General features: G+C 58.9%; 21 protein-coding genes, 1 tRNA gene and 3 pseudogenes. 8 read left to right on the top strand and 17 right to left on the bottom strand.

The window, feature by feature from the left end; genetic code table 11:
- Positions 1-305 precede the first annotated feature (305 nt).
- From AC0L2Z_RS31095 to AC0L2Z_RS31080, 4 genes and pseudogenes are all read right to left on the bottom strand, one after another.
- Positions 306-533: pseudogene (locus tag AC0L2Z_RS31095) on the bottom strand (transposase); the annotation flags it as partial.
- A gap of 159 nt (positions 534-692) precedes the next feature.
- A complete protein-coding gene (locus AC0L2Z_RS31090) occupies positions 693-908 on the bottom strand; it encodes a hypothetical protein (protein WP_473630163.1) in 216 nt (71 codons plus the stop codon).
- Between the two features lie 674 nt (positions 909-1,582).
- Entirely contained in the window at positions 1,583-1,921 is a 339-nt protein-coding gene (locus AC0L2Z_RS31085; RefSeq protein WP_473630162.1) for a hypothetical protein, read from the bottom strand.
- 70 nt (positions 1,922-1,991) lie between these two features.
- Entirely contained in the window at positions 1,992-2,384 is a 393-nt protein-coding gene (locus AC0L2Z_RS31080; protein WP_473630161.1) for a cupin domain-containing protein, read from the bottom strand.
- A gap of 104 nt (positions 2,385-2,488) precedes the next feature.
- On the opposite strand from AC0L2Z_RS31080, the gene AC0L2Z_RS31075 reads away from it, so the two are divergent.
- A complete protein-coding gene (locus AC0L2Z_RS31075) occupies positions 2,489-2,986 on the top strand; it encodes an SAM domain-containing protein (RefSeq protein ID WP_473630160.1) in 498 nt (165 codons plus the stop codon).
- A gap of 136 nt (positions 2,987-3,122) precedes the next feature.
- Positions 3,123-3,359 (top strand): hypothetical protein, encoded by a 237-nt coding sequence (locus AC0L2Z_RS31070; protein ID WP_473630159.1) that lies wholly within the window; start codon positions 3,123-3,125, stop codon positions 3,357-3,359.
- Between the two features lie 173 nt (positions 3,360-3,532).
- Here AC0L2Z_RS31070 and AC0L2Z_RS31065 read toward each other — a convergent pair whose 3' ends face one another.
- Positions 3,533-3,832 (bottom strand): DUF1236 domain-containing protein, encoded by a 300-nt coding sequence (locus AC0L2Z_RS31065; RefSeq protein ID WP_473630158.1) that lies wholly within the window; start codon positions 3,830-3,832, stop codon positions 3,533-3,535.
- Positions 3,833-4,292: 460 nt separating this feature from the next.
- Complete coding sequence (locus AC0L2Z_RS31060; RefSeq protein ID WP_473630157.1) at positions 4,293-4,484, bottom strand: hypothetical protein; 192 nt, start codon at positions 4,482-4,484, stop codon at positions 4,293-4,295.
- A gap of 531 nt (positions 4,485-5,015) precedes the next feature.
- Here AC0L2Z_RS31060 and AC0L2Z_RS31055 point away from each other — a divergent pair.
- The gene (locus tag AC0L2Z_RS31055) at positions 5,016-5,246 is read left to right on the top strand and encodes a DUF3606 domain-containing protein (protein WP_473630156.1); all 231 of its coding nucleotides are present in this window, start codon (positions 5,016-5,018) and stop codon (positions 5,244-5,246) included.
- 69 nt (positions 5,247-5,315) lie between these two features.
- On the opposite strand, the gene AC0L2Z_RS31050 is transcribed toward AC0L2Z_RS31055, so the two are convergent.
- Positions 5,316-5,525 carry a hypothetical protein gene (locus AC0L2Z_RS31050; RefSeq protein WP_473630155.1) on the bottom strand — a complete coding sequence of 70 codons (210 nt, stop codon included), beginning with the start codon at positions 5,523-5,525 and terminating at the stop codon, positions 5,316-5,318.
- A gap of 213 nt (positions 5,526-5,738) precedes the next feature.
- Positions 5,739-6,152, bottom strand: coding sequence for a DUF982 domain-containing protein (locus AC0L2Z_RS31045; RefSeq protein ID WP_473630154.1), 414 nt, complete (start codon positions 6,150-6,152; stop codon positions 5,739-5,741).
- 413 nt (positions 6,153-6,565) lie between these two features.
- Here AC0L2Z_RS31045 and AC0L2Z_RS31040 point away from each other — a divergent pair, with 413 nt between their 5' ends.
- Both AC0L2Z_RS31040 and AC0L2Z_RS31035 read left to right on the top strand, forming a co-directional pair.
- Positions 6,566-7,228 carry a thermonuclease family protein gene (locus AC0L2Z_RS31040; RefSeq protein WP_473630153.1) on the top strand — a complete coding sequence of 221 codons (663 nt, stop codon included), beginning with the start codon at positions 6,566-6,568 and terminating at the stop codon, positions 7,226-7,228.
- Positions 7,165-7,326 (top strand): excalibur calcium-binding domain-containing protein, encoded by a 162-nt coding sequence (locus AC0L2Z_RS31035; protein WP_473630152.1) that lies wholly within the window; start codon positions 7,165-7,167, stop codon positions 7,324-7,326. The genes AC0L2Z_RS31040 and AC0L2Z_RS31035 overlap by 64 nt, the downstream gene beginning before the upstream one ends.
- 34 nt (positions 7,327-7,360) lie before the next feature.
- Here the strand turns inward: AC0L2Z_RS31035 and AC0L2Z_RS31030 are convergent, their stop codons facing one another.
- From AC0L2Z_RS31030 to AC0L2Z_RS31005, 6 genes are all read right to left on the bottom strand, one after another.
- Positions 7,361-7,789: a hypothetical protein gene (locus tag AC0L2Z_RS31030; RefSeq protein WP_473630151.1), complete on the bottom strand. Its 429-nt coding sequence runs from the start codon at positions 7,787-7,789 to the stop codon at positions 7,361-7,363.
- A 2-nt stretch (positions 7,790-7,791) separates the two neighbouring features.
- Positions 7,792-8,010 (bottom strand): hypothetical protein, encoded by a 219-nt coding sequence (locus AC0L2Z_RS31025; RefSeq protein ID WP_473630150.1) that lies wholly within the window; start codon positions 8,008-8,010, stop codon positions 7,792-7,794.
- A gap of 243 nt (positions 8,011-8,253) precedes the next feature.
- Positions 8,254-8,928 (bottom strand): recombinase family protein, encoded by a 675-nt coding sequence (locus AC0L2Z_RS31020; RefSeq protein WP_473630166.1) that lies wholly within the window; start codon positions 8,926-8,928, stop codon positions 8,254-8,256.
- Positions 8,929-9,021: 93 nt separating this feature from the next.
- Positions 9,022-9,270 carry a hypothetical protein gene (locus tag AC0L2Z_RS31015; RefSeq protein ID WP_473630149.1) on the bottom strand — a complete coding sequence of 83 codons (249 nt, stop codon included), beginning with the start codon at positions 9,268-9,270 and terminating at the stop codon, positions 9,022-9,024.
- Positions 9,271-9,312: 42 nt separating this feature from the next.
- Entirely contained in the window at positions 9,313-9,486 is a 174-nt protein-coding gene (locus AC0L2Z_RS31010) for a hypothetical protein (protein WP_473630148.1), read from the bottom strand.
- 504 nt (positions 9,487-9,990) lie between these two features.
- Positions 9,991-10,380, bottom strand: a complete 390-nt coding sequence (locus AC0L2Z_RS31005) for a hypothetical protein (protein ID WP_143744454.1) — start codon at positions 10,378-10,380, stop codon at positions 9,991-9,993.
- A gap of 602 nt (positions 10,381-10,982) precedes the next feature.
- On the opposite strand from AC0L2Z_RS31005, the gene AC0L2Z_RS31000 reads away from it, so the two are divergent.
- The 3 genes from AC0L2Z_RS31000 (at position 10,983) to AC0L2Z_RS30990 (ending at position 11,894) form a co-directional block, all read left to right on the top strand.
- Positions 10,983-11,420, top strand: coding sequence for a GFA family protein (locus AC0L2Z_RS31000; RefSeq protein ID WP_473630147.1), 438 nt, complete (start codon positions 10,983-10,985; stop codon positions 11,418-11,420).
- 80 nt (positions 11,421-11,500) lie between these two features.
- Complete coding sequence (locus AC0L2Z_RS30995; protein WP_473630165.1) at positions 11,501-11,731, top strand: tyrosine-type recombinase/integrase; 231 nt, start codon at positions 11,501-11,503, stop codon at positions 11,729-11,731.
- Between the two features lie 73 nt (positions 11,732-11,804).
- A tRNA-Ser gene (locus tag AC0L2Z_RS30990) sits at positions 11,805-11,894 on the top strand.
- Between the two features lie 569 nt (positions 11,895-12,463).
- Here the strand turns inward: AC0L2Z_RS30990 and AC0L2Z_RS30985 are convergent.
- The 3 genes and pseudogenes from AC0L2Z_RS30985 to AC0L2Z_RS30975 form a co-directional block, all read right to left on the bottom strand.
- Positions 12,464-12,838: pseudogene (locus tag AC0L2Z_RS30985) on the bottom strand (DUF3604 domain-containing protein); the annotation flags it as partial.
- Positions 12,839-12,956: 118 nt separating this feature from the next.
- Positions 12,957-13,559, bottom strand: coding sequence for an HdeD family acid-resistance protein (locus AC0L2Z_RS30980; protein ID WP_473585981.1), 603 nt, complete (start codon positions 13,557-13,559; stop codon positions 12,957-12,959).
- A gap of 225 nt (positions 13,560-13,784) precedes the next feature.
- A pseudogene (locus tag AC0L2Z_RS30975) lies at positions 13,785-14,163 on the bottom strand (transposase); the annotation flags it as partial.
- Positions 14,164-14,180 lie beyond the last annotated feature (17 nt).

The raw sequence follows: 14,180 nt of genomic DNA, 5'->3' as shown, positions 1-14,180 counted from the left end.
GTTCCCGTCGCTTTCGACGCAACAGCGGTCGACGGCTCAGAAATGCGGCTCCATGCGTAGGCCGGAAATGTCCGCGCCGCTGCAGAAGCCAAATTCATTGGATGTTCGGCAAGCGATTGTCTGCTACCTGATCGATAACGTCGACAGCCCGAGCGTTTCGATACTCGAAGTGATGAGCGCAGTGAGGAAAATGTTTCCACATTGCGAACTCACGGATTGGGCAAATTGGCGATTTCATTGCGCGAAGCGCGATCGACGCGGGATTTGCCATTGAGTTCGACGCGACCAGTCGCTAGGCTAGCATCTTTCTTGTCCAAGGACAGATCGGCCACCAGCTTCCTGAGCTTGCCGTTCTCGTCCTCAAGCTGCTTCAGCCGCTTCATCTCGGTCGGCAGCAGTCCGTCGTACTTCTTCTTCCAGTTGAAGTACGTTGCTTGGCTGATCCCCGCCCGACGACAAATCTCCGCGACTGGGATTCCGTCCGCCCCCTGCTTCAGAATGAACGCCAGAGTGAACAGAACGTGATTCCGCACAGCGTGCTCTGCCGAGGCCTTCACACCTTCGCCTTGCGCCAGCCCGCCCACCAGGCCTCCCACTGGGAGCAGAACCAGCGCTCCCCTCGAGCCGGATTTATCTGCGTAGCCAGGTAATACTCCTGGCCCGGCACGTGAAAGATGTGCTCGCCCCGCTGGTTAGATGTTGCCCTTGATGTCGCAGCTTGCTTTGTGGAAAACAGCGTTGCCGGTCGACGAACGGTGAACGCGCGGCAGTTCGTGCCGCTCGTCAACAGCGACGTAAGCCGCGGAAGAGATCCCAAGTAATCCCAGAACCGTCAAAAGGCGGCTGCGGAGAAGCGAACGCCACCAGGGCCTTCGTCTCCAGGTTCCTGCATGAACAATCTTGCCCATGGCCCTTCCCCGGAGGAAGAATGCTTCCTTTGCGGGCGGGAGTCAAAGCTCGGCCGGCGGCAACGAATTCTGCTTGCCGGCGTTGCCGTTGATCCAAAGCTCATCAGGAGAACGACATGGCTGACGACAAGAGCAAGCGAGACTTTCGCGATCGCAATCGCGTGTCCGCCGACGAAGGTTATGAGGTGGAATAATTCGCCCGCGAAAATGGCGTGACGATCGACCGGGCCGCGAGCTCATCAAGGCCAACGGCAACGATCGTGAAGCCCTGATAAAAGCGGCGAGGGTATTGCGGGAGCGGAAATGAGATATCAGACCAACAACGAAGGCACCGGATTTCGGGCCTGGACCACGACCAGCCAATCAAGTCCGAGGCGGAGCATGCATTGTCCAGTGTGCGGGCAGGAGTTCGACATGCGCGATCTCGGCCAGGCGCTCCATCATGCGAAGGCGGAGCACCAGCCGCTGCAAGCTGTGAGTTAATGAGAGAAGCCCGCGCCTCCTGACAGACGCGGTCGATCGGTGCATCTCCCGATCTGCAGCCCATCGTCGGGAGGGACAAGATTGCTGCACTTCCCGAACTTTCATCTCAAGCATGTGTTCCAGAGAAAGCGAAATATGCCTGAAAGTTTGCGCCACTGATCGCAACAAAACCCTAGAACCGGCGTTCCGGTTCAATCTGAGGGCTGAAAAGGCTCACCATGGGCGAGGAAGAAAAGTCCGACCGCGATCGAATGACGGATTTCCAGGCGCAGTTCCTTGCCAAGGAAGCCGGAATAACTGAGCTCAAGCGCGCGAGCTGATCGAGTTGATCGGCACCGATCGGGCATCACTACTTCGGGAAGCTCGGCTGAAGGCCCGGCTGAAGCCGCCGGACGCTTAGGAGCATTCCCATGCAATCCACATGGGACAATTTTGATGTAGAAGCCGCTCGATTGAATGAGAGTCGCACGCGAGCAGATATTGATGATCTTCGCCAGACGATAAACGATACCCGCCGCTGATACTGGCATCCCGTAAGCTGTTGGAGCGCATTGCCGCGGACTATACGCTGAGCAAGTAGTCAACCGCCTAGGCACTGGGTCAGTTTGAAATCTCAGCCGAGCCAGCGCCGAACAGGCTCGCGATCATCAAACGTAGCCTCGAAAAATGATGACGCGAGCACCGCATATATATATGCAGAGTTTCGGAGCCGATGTTTCGGAAACCGTGCTTTCGGTTCGCCGGAACAACAAGAGATTGCCCGCCGATCAAAACGGCTGACTCGTCATCGATCCAAATCTCGGCTTCGCCAGTGACGACAGAAAGCACTTCCTCGACCGAGTGACTGTGAGCAGGAGCGCCCATAGCCGGCGCTACCCATTGCCCGAAGATGCACAATTCAAGCGCACCGTTGGTGGCCGACACCAGCATACGGGTTTCTACTCCCGCTCGCCATTCTTCGCGCGGTTGTTGCGCATGTGAGATTGTCTTCATGATGCTCTCACTATCCATGTCTAGCCGGGCGCTAGCGCCCCAGGGGTAGTTTGGAAGTCGAGACGAGTTCTTCCTCGTCCGTGATACCAGCCGAGTAGTTTGCAATGATCCGGGATGCGAGCGCCTCGCGCCCCTTCGAGCAATACGAGCAGGCGTTTTGTGAGAACGCGATCGACGCTGACGTTCTGCCCGAGTTGACTGATGCCGACCTTGAGAAGCTCGGCATGCTGCTAGGTCATCGCAAGCGACTCCTGGCACTGTCGCACCCCGCGTGGAACAAGGAGGAGTGTGTCCATCACCTGGCAGGCCGGAACCGCTCCTCAATCTCGGGCGCCGTGGGTTTGGCCGGCGCTGTGTTTGCGGGTCCGACTGCGTCGCCCTTGGTGACGGCAAGGCAACGTGGAGACGCGGCAGGCGCCGATCAAATGCGAATTGAACGCGACAGGAGGCGTGATCGGGCTGACATAGCGGGCAAGCCCGCATCGGACCAGCCACCAAGGAAACCTTATCGAGAATATAGGCATGCCGAGGCAGCACTCGGATCGGCCTATGGTCCATGGTGCAGTAAGACTGAAGTCTTTGCGTTAAAGACAGAAGGCTGAGGCTGGCAACCAAGACCTTACCAACGGATTCGTATTGGGCCGCCGAGCAAAGTCCCTTCATCGGTGGTTCACCGGGTGCCCGCTGTACCCCTCATCGGCGGGCACCCGATGTGACACCCTAACGGCGGAAAGAACTGTGACCCTTATCCAGAGCAGACAGAATGTCGATGAGGTCGCAAGCCGACCCGCAAACGACAATCAAACTCCTGACCTGACAGATTTCTCGGTGCTTGATCTCATTTCGTCGAGCGACGATGAGGTCGCTGCCCTTGTCAGGCGAACAGAGAACCTGGCCCTTGCCGTTATTATAATAATGGCGATCTTCCTGATCCTTGCACCGGTGGTCTTCATTGCCCTGGTGTATGGGATCTGAGACGTCCCCGGTTAGCGCCGGTAAGTTCCGGCGGCGGCATGGCCGGCGCCGCGCATCCTCTCGCTGAGGTCAGCCACGCGCGTTCGCAGCGCCTGCGACGCTCCATGGTCATCATTCCTCCCTTGCTTGGCAGCTCGTTTTGGCACGGCGGGCTGTCCTCCCAGTCGCTTACGTCATTCGATGATCTTGATGATCTTGCGTGTGCCTGGGTCAACGACAACGGTCCGGTTGTCGACGACAACGGTGCGGTATTTGGTGTTGGGGACTTCATGAAGTTCGACAGTCTCGGGCAGGGTTGAGCCGATATTGAGCTCCACTCCAGGGATTTTCACCGATGCGAGCGGCTGCTTTTTCACGTATTCCCTAATGACCGTCTCCTGTTCAGGCTCGATGACTACGTCCTGAGCGGCAGCGGCACCGAGGCCCGCCAGCAGCAGAAATCCCGCGGCTGCAGTGGAAATATGCATTCTCATAAGTGCCTCCTTTGTTTAGCTCTGTTCCGCTGAACGCGTCTTCGCGCCAGGCTCACCAAACCTCAGGCAGCTGCAAATGTTCCTTGGGGGCTTCGGTCTGCTCAAAGGTAGGACGTAAGTCTGACCTTGCTGTCGCAAAGGACGACGCGGGGGTGCAGCCCGGAACCGCAACTGCCGGCCACTCGTTGCTCGCCATGTGCTCACAGGAGGAGACCATGGAGAATAGTGTCCACCAAGCTCGCTGGCTACTCGCCCCGGTGTTCGCGGTATCGATCACGTTCCTGGCGTTAGGAATCATCGTTAGCTAGGGACCACCCCCCCTTGAGATCTGCGCAGCTAAGTCCCTTCCTGCGCTGATAAGCGACCACCCGCCATTTCCTCCATTTGGCGGGTGCTCCGCAGAAAAGAACGGTTGACCAAGTCCGCCAACTGCTGAAGGGCTGACGCGGTAGCCGGACGGCTAGGAGGACGAGACGAGTTCTTCCTCGTCCGTAATACCAGCCCAGTAGTTTGCAATGATCCGGGATGCGAGCGCTTCGCGCCGCTGTTCGGAGTCGCCCTCACGCTTGAGCCGGTCGAACACACGGCCCAGAGTAGCTACTTCGGATGCACTGAAGACGCCAAATTCTTTAGCTTTTCGATAAATCGGCATACCACCCCCCCCTCCGGCTAAAACATAATACGATTCAGGACATCTCGGACAACCAAAAAAACCGCCGCGCGTTTCGGCGGGCGAGACGCTTAGTCTTTCACTAGGGCGGCGATTACCCTACCGCTTGGCAGCTAGGGCCTTTGCTCCCCGGAGCAGCGATGCCCAATGGAGCCCGAGGAAGACGATAAGCTCTCGGGCTGTTCTTCGGTAATACCGGTTTCTTTGACCAACCGTCGAACGGCTATTTCAATGTTGTTCCGCGCTCTATCCTGTTCCTCAGCCATAGGAGAACTCCGTACGCTGCTAACATCTCTATCTGGCGCTTGTTCCCGAGCGCGTGACTAAAAAGACCGAGCTATCGGCGTGCTCCTCTCACTGTGCACGACGAAGCCAGCCCCATGAGGGGATTCGGTCTGATCCTCCACCGGACCTAAGTCTTATCTGTTCGCCACTCGGAACCGCGGCTGCGCGCAGTCGTTGCTATGGTCCTTTCAACGTGCCGTTCGCTTGAACCCTGGTAGGAATACGGAAATGGAAGACAATCAGAATCGTTTGTCGGTCGACGAATATTACGAGGTAGAACATTTTGCGCGAGAGAATGGCATCTCGCCAAGCCAGGTCAGCAGGCTGATCAAAAAGATCGGCAACGATCGGGAAGCCCTGACAAAAGCCGCGATGGCGCTCCGGGGAACTGAAGTGAGATACCGGACGAATAACGAAGCCACCGGTTGCAACGGCAAGGACCAAGCGAAGCCCTGCTAGAGATCCTGGCCGAGAATTTGGCCGAGGCCCCCCGCTCCCTCGATCGCGTGACGCGCAGTCATCACTAGCTCACCGCCCAAGTGGCAGTTTGGAAACCGAGACAAGCTCGTCCTCATCCGTGATACCAGCCGAGTAGTTTGCAATGATCCGGGATGCGAGCGATTCACGTTGCTGTTCGGATTGGCCCTCGATCTTGAGCCGATCGAACACGCGGCCAAGCAAGGCGACATCGGACGGATTGAAGACGCCAGCTTCTTTAGCTTTTCGATAGATTGGCATGGCACTCCCACCCTTCGCAAGCCGGTTGTGCGCCCAAGATAGGTTCACTTGAGGGGCTCCCCGGACAGAACCCAAGCGCCCATTTGTTGGTCGAATGAAGGAAATATCAAGAACGATCCGTGCGGAGATAATTGGCTCAGAATGCTTGGCATCTGAGCGGGGATCGGATCACAGGCACGCGCGGCAACCCGGTGTTGGGGTCCGATCCGCAACCTAATCAGAGGAACGAAGCACCCCTTCCTCCTCAGCAGCTGCCAGGAATGCCTTACGGGCCTCCTCAGCTTCCATCTTGTCGGCAATCACGACGAGGCAAACGCGCAGCGCGAGGTTCCACTTGGGGCCTCGCTCAGTCCAGTCCAGGAGTTCCTCAACTGCTACCTCAGCGGTGTCGACGCTGCGCGTCTCACCGGGCGGTTCGGTCCTCACGTTGACCGAGGAGCTGAACAAATGCGGTGCGGTGCTGTGAACTAGGGCAGCCGCAGTCTCATCAGCCCATTGTTGCTCTCGCCGCCCAAGCTCCTCCTGAAGCTCCCGCGCCAGCGCGGCAAGCTTCGGTGGCAGAGGTTGGTCATCCCCCAGACGCAGTTGCTTGAGCAACTTCCGACGATAGTCTTCCGAGCCGATCAACTCTCGGAATGCGCGATTCCTACCTCGGGTTACCATAACGGTCCACCTAGTTTCAGACGCAACTCTTCGCCTGATAAAGGGTTCCACGAGGGTCGGAATGTTTGGTAAATTTCTGAGCAACGGCCCGGTCAAACCCAACCGGATTGCTGCCCCCGCCAGCGTGCTGCCAAGCAAGGGCCGTTGTGCAGCTCTATGGTCCCGAGCCGATCCATGAGGGCGAAGCAATGGCCAAAGCCATAACGGTGAACCGTTGTCCGCCGCGTTGATCCGCTGACGGCCGGCTACGGCAGCTTCTGGACTCTCGTCCGGAATGGCGGCATTCTCTATTTCGGGGAGAGCGGGCGTGGGCAAAGGCCACCGTTTATCAAGGCGCCAATCAGGCTGACCGCTGGCGAAGGCGCGCCGGCAGAAGAATGCCGGCCCGGCGGCTGTCGCGACCGCTCTTGGGGCTGATCTTCCTCAGCGTGGGTACGCTTGCCGCCACAATCACCCAATTCGTAATGCAGAGCACCGCAAGCATTCAGGGCAAGGTAACAAATTGGACCGAGCCGCTGCCCGGTTCGATGGAAGGCCGCGCCTCCATGATCGATGGCGACACCGTAGAGATTTCAGGCCAAAGGATTCGATTCAACGGCATCGACGCACCTGAGAGCCGGCAGTATTGCGATGACGCCAAGGGATTCGAATATCCCTGTGGGCGCCGCGCTGCCGCCGCGTTGGACATCTTCCTTGCCGCATCACGACCCCTGCACTGTACCTTTGTCGACCGGGATCGTTACGGTCGGCTCGTCGGTGATTGTGAGCGTGCTGACGGTCGCGGCGTCCAGCAGTGGCTTGTAGAGCAAGGTCTGGCACTCGACTGGCCGAATACAGGAGCGGCATCTATGCGAGCCTGCAGGCAGCGGCAAAGGCGGGCAAGCGCGGAATCTGGGCCGGATCCTTTCAGGAGCCTTGGGACTGGCGCGCAGAGCCCCATGGCCAAGGACATTCGACAGGCAAACCCCTTGGCCTGGTGTCGCCGAGTGCTCTTGTTCAAGGCTGGACCTGCCAGCCTCGCCGAACGTGCTCTCAGATAAACTCTTGCGACGAAGCCCGATGGTACCTCGGCAACTGCTCGTGGGGCGGCAGGCTGGACCGCGATGGCGACGGAAAGGCGTGCGAGACGCTGTGTTAGTGAAAAGCGCGGGCCACGAAGGATCTTGCGTGGTTCACTTTAGGCTTTCCGCCAGTTTTGTCAGACATACCAAAAAGCTATCTTTTGCTTTCTCGGAGCGCTTCCGCTCGCCGGTATTTGTCACAGCAACCACATCGAGTTCGAGGGGTAGCTGCATATCTGTTCCGCCATCGCGGCTATTGAAAGCGACAGTCAGGATATTCCGGGCGATGCCTTCCGTCACCATTTCGAAAGTAGGTGAGAACTGGAAGACCGAGAATAGCGCGCCAGGTGTGTCCGACTCCGCTGCCTGGACAAGAGATTCCAAATTCGTGGCCAAGGCATCGTTCACCAGATACGCGCGTGAAGGTGGCGAGAGAGTCATTCTGAGCTGCGGTATTGATGCGTCTATTTCGTGAACGACAACTTTGAGATTGGCACCGACGTTACCATCGAAAGCAGCAAAGCCGACGTTCCCGGCCACTTTCAGATACCGGCCTCCCCTGTAGGTCCAACCTGATAAAGCGCGTCATAGACAAGGGTGCAGCCTGTCAGTTTCCCTCCATTTAGGGTTGGTTGCGATGCCACACTCAGCGTTCCTCGCATTGAGGAAAGCAGCGCCTCGATTGGACTGGTTTCTTGCGCCGTCGCCGGCTCCACAAACACCGAAACCGCCAACACAGCAATCCAACTATGCTTCATCAACTGCCCCTCCCGCCAAAAGACTGAGGGACGGTATCACAGTTTAACCAAAAAACCCCGGCGCGGCGGTAAGATCTGCCGCTCCGCTAAGGCTGGGAAGCGTTCCGGGCCCGGAACGTATGTTGAACGCAGAACTAGGCAACTCGGCCATCGCGCTGTGCTTCGAGCCGCTCGATGCGCTCCCAGTAAATTCGCTCCTGTCCAATAGCTTTCCGCTGCGCTTCGGCATGAACTTGGCATGCGCCTTCAGACCACGCTACGCTTTAAAATATCGCTGATCTGCGTTGCCGCCCATGTGCCACCGCGAGCCGTCGGGATACCCCGCGCATTGAGGGCGGCGGCCGTTTTCCGCATGGATGCGCCCGTTGCCTGAATTTCTCTGATAATGGGCAGGACGTTGGATGCGAAGCCGTCGGCAATGGCCGTACGGCGCTCTGCAGCGGCTTCCTGAGCCTTGCGGATCTGCGGATTGCCGAGCTTTACGCCACGGGCCTTGACGGCTGCGAGCGCGTCTTTCGTGCGCTGTGAAATCATTGCGCGTTCCTGTTCCGCAACGGCTGCATAGATGTGCAGCATGAAAGGCGATACGTCCGCGCCCAGCTCTGCGACAATGAACGGCGTCCGCTTCGCCATAAGAGCCGAGATAAGGGCCACATCACGGGACAGCCGATCGAGCTTGGCGACGACGACCGCGCAATCGTTGCGCTTGGCATCAGACAAGGCAGCTGCGAGTTGGGGGCGCTTATTCAAAGCATCCGCGCCTTTGCCTGTCTCGACTTCCTGAAATTCGGCGATCAGCTCTAAGCCTTCGGCTTCAGCAAATTTCGCAATCGCAGCCCGCTGCGCTTCGAGGCCAAGACCCGACTTGCCCTGCTGTGCTGTCGAAACGCGGATGTAAGCGACGGCCCGTTTGCAGTCAATCAGCGATTTGACCAGCGCGGCGTCGGCTGTGTCCCATCGTTTCGCCTGCACAATGCGCTGCGCAGTCTCTCGGTTGACGGGCTGCCTTCCGCCTCATGCTTCAGGATCAGCCGGTAGAGCTCGCCCTTCCGAAAGGGAGGGTTTACGCTTCAATGCCGGTATCAGCGCCGGGTCGCCCTTGTAGCCAAGAATGAGCAGCACGGCGTCAATGTGCTGAAGCTCGTCGGCCAGGTCCGCTCCCTTGAAGCGGATAGCACCGGAAACCTCCGTACGCTTCGCGACCAGCGTGTTTATCGCGTGTTCGTATCGGCTGGAACGGACGATGGGGGCAACTCTCGGCATCCCCGGATTTTATGGGAGAGTGTCGATATTTTCACCTTCCTCCTAGGGACGCAGCCACAACGCCAGAATGAAGGCGGCGGCGAGCAGCATGGCGACTAGTCCCCAGTTAATCCGATAGATCATCGATCGTCTGCCGACATATCCGCGCCATTGGCTGGACAACCGCCAAGGCTGCCATTGTGCGTTTGGTCCTGCCTCCGTTGCGATAGTTGCCATTCCGGTTGCCTTCAGGTGCGCCGCCGCCGGCACCGTGCATGCGACAGACTGCGCTGCCCCTCACCGCTGGCGATCGACACTGGCAACCCGTCCACTTCGACCGAGCATGACACCGAGGCGCCATAGGGAGGTCCATTAATGCAGCGTCGAAACTCAGTGCGTCTACATGAGCGTCAACAGCTTTCGTACCCGCTGCATATTGTCTGACCTATGGTGGACGAAACTCACTGCAAGCAGCACCAGCATTTGCCCGAGCTGCCGGCAAAGTCGCAACACGACCACGCGGCGACCAGTTCTCGTCCAGGTTTTCCGCTCAAGGCTCGGGGCTCTGCAGGTCCCGTCCTCGACAACAGCACCAATCCTGGTGCTAAATGTCTGCTAATGATCCGTCCCGCCAATAACCGGAAATGGCGCGACCAAGACCGGTTCTGGCAACTGGGCCAAACGGTGTGAAAGCCACGTGCGCCGCGAGTAGGACATCAATTCGTGCCAGTCGTTTTGCGGTCATTGTCCTATTCTCAACACCACTTTGCGCCCGTCGGAAAGGGTTCCCGTTCCTGTGCCAACCGGGGGTTGTCTGCTGGTCAGCGAGAACACGAATCGGGTTGAGAGTTGCCCGCAAACCATCGTTCCTTCTCCACGCGAGAAGGTAAGATTGGCAGTGGTCGTGCCTCGGCATTCGACCCCAGTGTTGGTCTGTCCGCGAATAGTACCGCGCCGTGTAATACTGTTGACGAAAGCCGTCCCGGAAAAGGAGAGCGTCCCATCAACAGTCTGACCGGAGACTGGTGCGGTGATGGTGAGCAGATTTTGCGCCTGCGCGTAGCCGGCAGCGTCTGCGACACCACAGGCAATCAACATTGTCGCCAAGATTCCCCGGAAAGTACGGTGCATATGGACGGTTCCTTTGAGACCGCTCCTGCGAGGCTAAAGCAAATCCGCCTTCAAATCCGCAAATGCCGTTCAAAAATTGCAGACTGCTGCAGCGCCTTGCGAGCGTTCGGCATTAGGCATGAACGGTAGTGGTTTTCTGCCCTTTTTCACGGCGGTAACAGGGGTTCGATTCCCTTGGGCGTACCAGAAAATCAAGCACTCAGCTGAAAGCCTCCCCTCCCTGTCCAACATTTGGACGGGAGCGGTAGCCGTCGAGCTTGATTTCGTGAATCCAGTCCTCGCCACCGGGCGGCTTGGCGACCAGCTTGGGCTCCATCGGCGGAATGAACTCGAGCCGGCGGGCGCCGGTACTTACAATTTTACGCACTCATTCGATGTGGAGACGTTCCAGGACCAGCGCATCGGCCAAACAGATGAAGCCGGCGTTGGGTTCGCTCCGCCAACGCAAACGCTTGCAAATTCCTGGACTTGCCGATGTCTTGATCAGCGTTCGCAATAAGCGCCGACGGAAGGAGCCGGGTTGAGAGACCGGTCGGCGGCCCCTTTGGGGAAGGTGGAACGTTTTCGCCCTCCTTGCCGTTGAAGCGGTCGGGAGAACGCTCGTGGTGGACCAAGTCGCGCAAGTTCGAACTGGTAGCTGCATTTGCCGCGGCGTAACGTTTCGCGTGACCGGCGATCCGCTTCGGGTTGGCATTTGCCACTGCAGCGACTGCCGCAAAGCCAGCGGGTCGATTTTCTCTGCGTTTGCAGTGTGGCCCCGAGGGGCATTTGAGCAAATGACGGGTTTCACCAGTACGTACGCGGGCAGAAGCTTCTGCTCGACTTGCGGCGGACGCGTGCCGTCGATCCGCGACGACGAAGTGGAGGTTATGATCGGGGCCCTCGACGAGGTACCATCGGACCTGACACCCGAATTAGAACTCTGGACCGTACGTCGCGAAAGCTGGCTTAGTCCTCTGCCATCCGCAACGCAGTTCGAAAAGGACGCAGAACCCCCCGGCAATGAAGCCGAGATAGAACCACCTGAGCCCGCAAGCTAAGGACGCAGGCACAACGCCAGAATGAAAGCCGCGGCGAGCAGCCATGGCGACTACTTCCCAGTTAATCCGGTAGATCATCGATCGTCTGCCGACATATCCGCGCCTTTCATGACCTTCGGCACACCCACGCCACGCAGATGCTATCGGCCGGCGTTCATCCAAAGGTCGCCAGCGAACGCCTCGGGCATTCGACCATCGGAATCACGCTCGACCTTTATTCGCATGTCATGCCGGGGATGCAGGCCGATGCCGCCGAGCAAGTTGACGCGGCGTTGCAGCACGCTATAAGCGCAAGTCGAAAAACAATATAGTTGCAAAGTGCGTAGCAAACGACCTTTTGAGCAAACCACAAAGAGGCAGAAAGCACTTTAAAGACAATTACTTGGAGGGATGGCCGAGCGGTTTAAGGCACCGGTCTTGAAAACCGGCGTGGGTGCAAGCCCACCGTGGGTTCGAATCCCACTCCCTCCGCCAATGCACCCTTCCCCAACATTCTCTGTGTCCATTTAGAGCTGCAGGAAACCCGCAGAACTGCGGGCCTTTCAAGGAAAGCTGGCAACCGCACCGCCGGCTATCCCCGTTGAATGAGCGCTCTCTCGGCCGATATTCTCCGGACCTGGCAACCTCGCTCTTTTGGTTCACAGATTTCGATACCAATAGTCTCAACAGGTTACCGGTTTCGTGATCGTGCGAAGTTGGGCGGATCGCTCGCTAGGCGAATGCAATTGAGTTCCAGCCTGTATGTCGTAAGCGTCGCATGACGCGAACTGAACGCCAGTAGCGGCCGTCAGAGCGAGTGGCATTAAAAGACCGAAATGGGCCGGAAGCGGAATGGCGGCTTTTGGCGTCCGAAGAACGATAGCGGACGTTCAGCCCAGTGGGACCAAGGTCTGAAGCTGACCCTGACCGGACCTTCCTGCCGCCAATAAGCATCTCGGAAACGAACGTTCAGCCGAACCAGCACTCATGACCCAAGCCAGGCCTTCCTGTTTTGTTGGAAGAAGGTCTGGAAAGGGGTGAATTGCGACACCGCGCGAGGTCAGCGGCGTGTACCAGATCGGCGATGTGTAGGCTCGCTCGGTGATCGTCATTGCTGTCCCCGGCAGAGAGTCGACCCCATATCGCTTGGCATCGTAGGCAGTCCGGCGCGGCGTCGGAATCTCGATCACTCGGTCGCAGTAGAGGGCGGGCAACCTCGGTTCGAACTCCGGGTCTTTCCACACCTTGATGAGCTCGGGCGCGCCGATCGTATTCGTCCAGGTCGCATTCTCCACATCGACGGTGCTGCCTTCCGAACGAAATTTGCCGTCGCCGCCTGGCTTGCGGTCGCCCGACCATGCGACGTCGTAGATTTTCTCGTGCAGATTGCCATTCTTGTCGAGCCAACCTTTGACGATCTGGTAGCGGTCAAGGTTGGCGCGATGCGTTCGGCCGGCGGCACGCAGTCCGGGCCGCCGTCCTTCGTCACCCTCGCGACAAAGTCGCGGACGGCCGACTTCGCCACGCCTTCGTTCCGGGAGGGAAGCGGGTCCGGCATTATGCGGCCGCCCCATGCGCGTGGCCCTCATGGCTGTGCCTGCGCAGCCGGAACGCCAGCCCGACCAGCATCACGCCGAAGACGATGGCATAGGCGCCGATGACCCAGAGCAGACCGAGCGCCCCGGCGCCCGGAGCTATCGCGATGATCGCGCCGACCAGCACGGATAGCGCTCCCGCCGCGACCAGCCACCACTCGTTGTCGATCTCCTTCCTGAGCCGGATCGCGCCGATGATCTGCATGACGCCGGTGGCGATCATCCAGCCGGCTATAAACAAGACAAGCACGATCGCGGTCATGCCCGGCAAGGCCATCGCGACCAGACCCGCAAGGATGCCGAGCACGCCGACCAGCGCCATCCACCATCGCGGCGCCGGCGCCCCGCCCTTGATGGCTGCAATGAGCGCCAGCACGCCGTCGACGAGCGCATAGGCGCCGTAGAGCAGGACGAGCGTCACAAGCGAGATACCCGGCCAGATGAAGGTCAGCACGCCGAACAGAATCCCACAGATGCCGCGCAGCAGGATCAGCCACCAGTTCCGCGCCAGCGCATGAAGCATCATTCTGCCGGCTATTGGCCCGGCTGGACGTGTCGTGCTCATTGTTCACCTCCGTTCAGTTGCGATCGGTCGATGCGCCGGCGTAGCGAGGTATGCTCGTCGCCCGCAGCGTGGTTTAGTGCTCGCTTGTGCTGGCCTCTGCCAGTGCCTTCAACGCGTCGTGACCTGACGTTGACTATCTGGGCGGCTTTCCCCCGCCGCGATCAAGCCACGCGGAGACGACGAACAATCCTGCGCTTGGTCACGGACTTTTTCAACGGTATCGGCGACGGTTTCGAACAGTTCGCGCAGCAGATCGGCATCGCGGAAGCGTCCGTGGCGGGTCTTGGAGAAGGTTGAGTGGTCCGGCACATCACCCTCGAGGCCAAGCCGGCAGAACCACCGATAGGCCAGGTTCAGATGTACCTCCTCGCACAGCCGGCGCTCCGAGCGGATGCCGAAGCAATAGCCGACGATCAGCATGCGGATCAGCAGCTCAGGGTCGATCGAGGGACGGCCGATCGGGCTGTAGCGCCAGATGCTGGCGGATGGCGGACAGATCGACGAAGCGGTCGATCGCTCTGAGCAGGTGGTCCGCCGGCACATGCCGCTGCAGGCTGAAGCCATAGAACAGCTCCTCCTGCATCACACTTTGCTCGCCCATCATCGACTCAATCTCCTCTT

The sequence above is a fragment of the Mesorhizobium sp. WSM4850 genome (genome assembly GCF_055811735.1).
Note: the sequence above shows the minus strand (reverse complement) of the source record. Positions and strands in the feature narration are given on the sequence as shown.

Coding starts and splice junctions, on each gene's coding strand:
- AC0L2Z_RS31090 (WP_473630163.1), bottom strand. CDS start 908: ATGGGCAAGATTGTTCATGCAGGAACCTGGAGACGAAGGCCCTGGTGG.
- AC0L2Z_RS31085 (WP_473630162.1), bottom strand. CDS start 1,921: ATGCCAGTATCAGCGGCGGGTATCGTTTATCGTCTGGCGAAGATCATC.
- AC0L2Z_RS31080 (WP_473630161.1), bottom strand. CDS start 2,384: ATGAAGACAATCTCACATGCGCAACAACCGCGCGAAGAATGGCGAGCG.
- AC0L2Z_RS31075 (WP_473630160.1), top strand. CDS start 2,489: ATGATCCGGGATGCGAGCGCCTCGCGCCCCTTCGAGCAATACGAGCAG.
- AC0L2Z_RS31065 (WP_473630158.1), bottom strand. CDS start 3,832: ATGAGAATGCATATTTCCACTGCAGCCGCGGGATTTCTGCTGCTGGCG.
- AC0L2Z_RS31060 (WP_473630157.1), bottom strand. CDS start 4,484: ATGCCGATTTATCGAAAAGCTAAAGAATTTGGCGTCTTCAGTGCATCC.
- AC0L2Z_RS31055 (WP_473630156.1), top strand. CDS start 5,016: ATGGAAGACAATCAGAATCGTTTGTCGGTCGACGAATATTACGAGGTA.
- AC0L2Z_RS31050 (WP_473630155.1), bottom strand. CDS start 5,525: ATGCCAATCTATCGAAAAGCTAAAGAAGCTGGCGTCTTCAATCCGTCC.
- AC0L2Z_RS31040 (WP_473630153.1), top strand. CDS start 6,566: ATGCCGGCCCGGCGGCTGTCGCGACCGCTCTTGGGGCTGATCTTCCTC.
- AC0L2Z_RS31015 (WP_473630149.1), bottom strand. CDS start 9,270: ATGCCGAGAGTTGCCCCCATCGTCCGTTCCAGCCGATACGAACACGCG.
- AC0L2Z_RS31010 (WP_473630148.1), bottom strand. CDS start 9,486: ATGGCAACTATCGCAACGGAGGCAGGACCAAACGCACAATGGCAGCCT.
- AC0L2Z_RS31005 (WP_143744454.1), bottom strand. CDS start 10,380: ATGCACCGTACTTTCCGGGGAATCTTGGCGACAATGTTGATTGCCTGT.
- AC0L2Z_RS30980 (WP_473585981.1), bottom strand. CDS start 13,559: ATGAGCACGACACGTCCAGCCGGGCCAATAGCCGGCAGAATGATGCTT.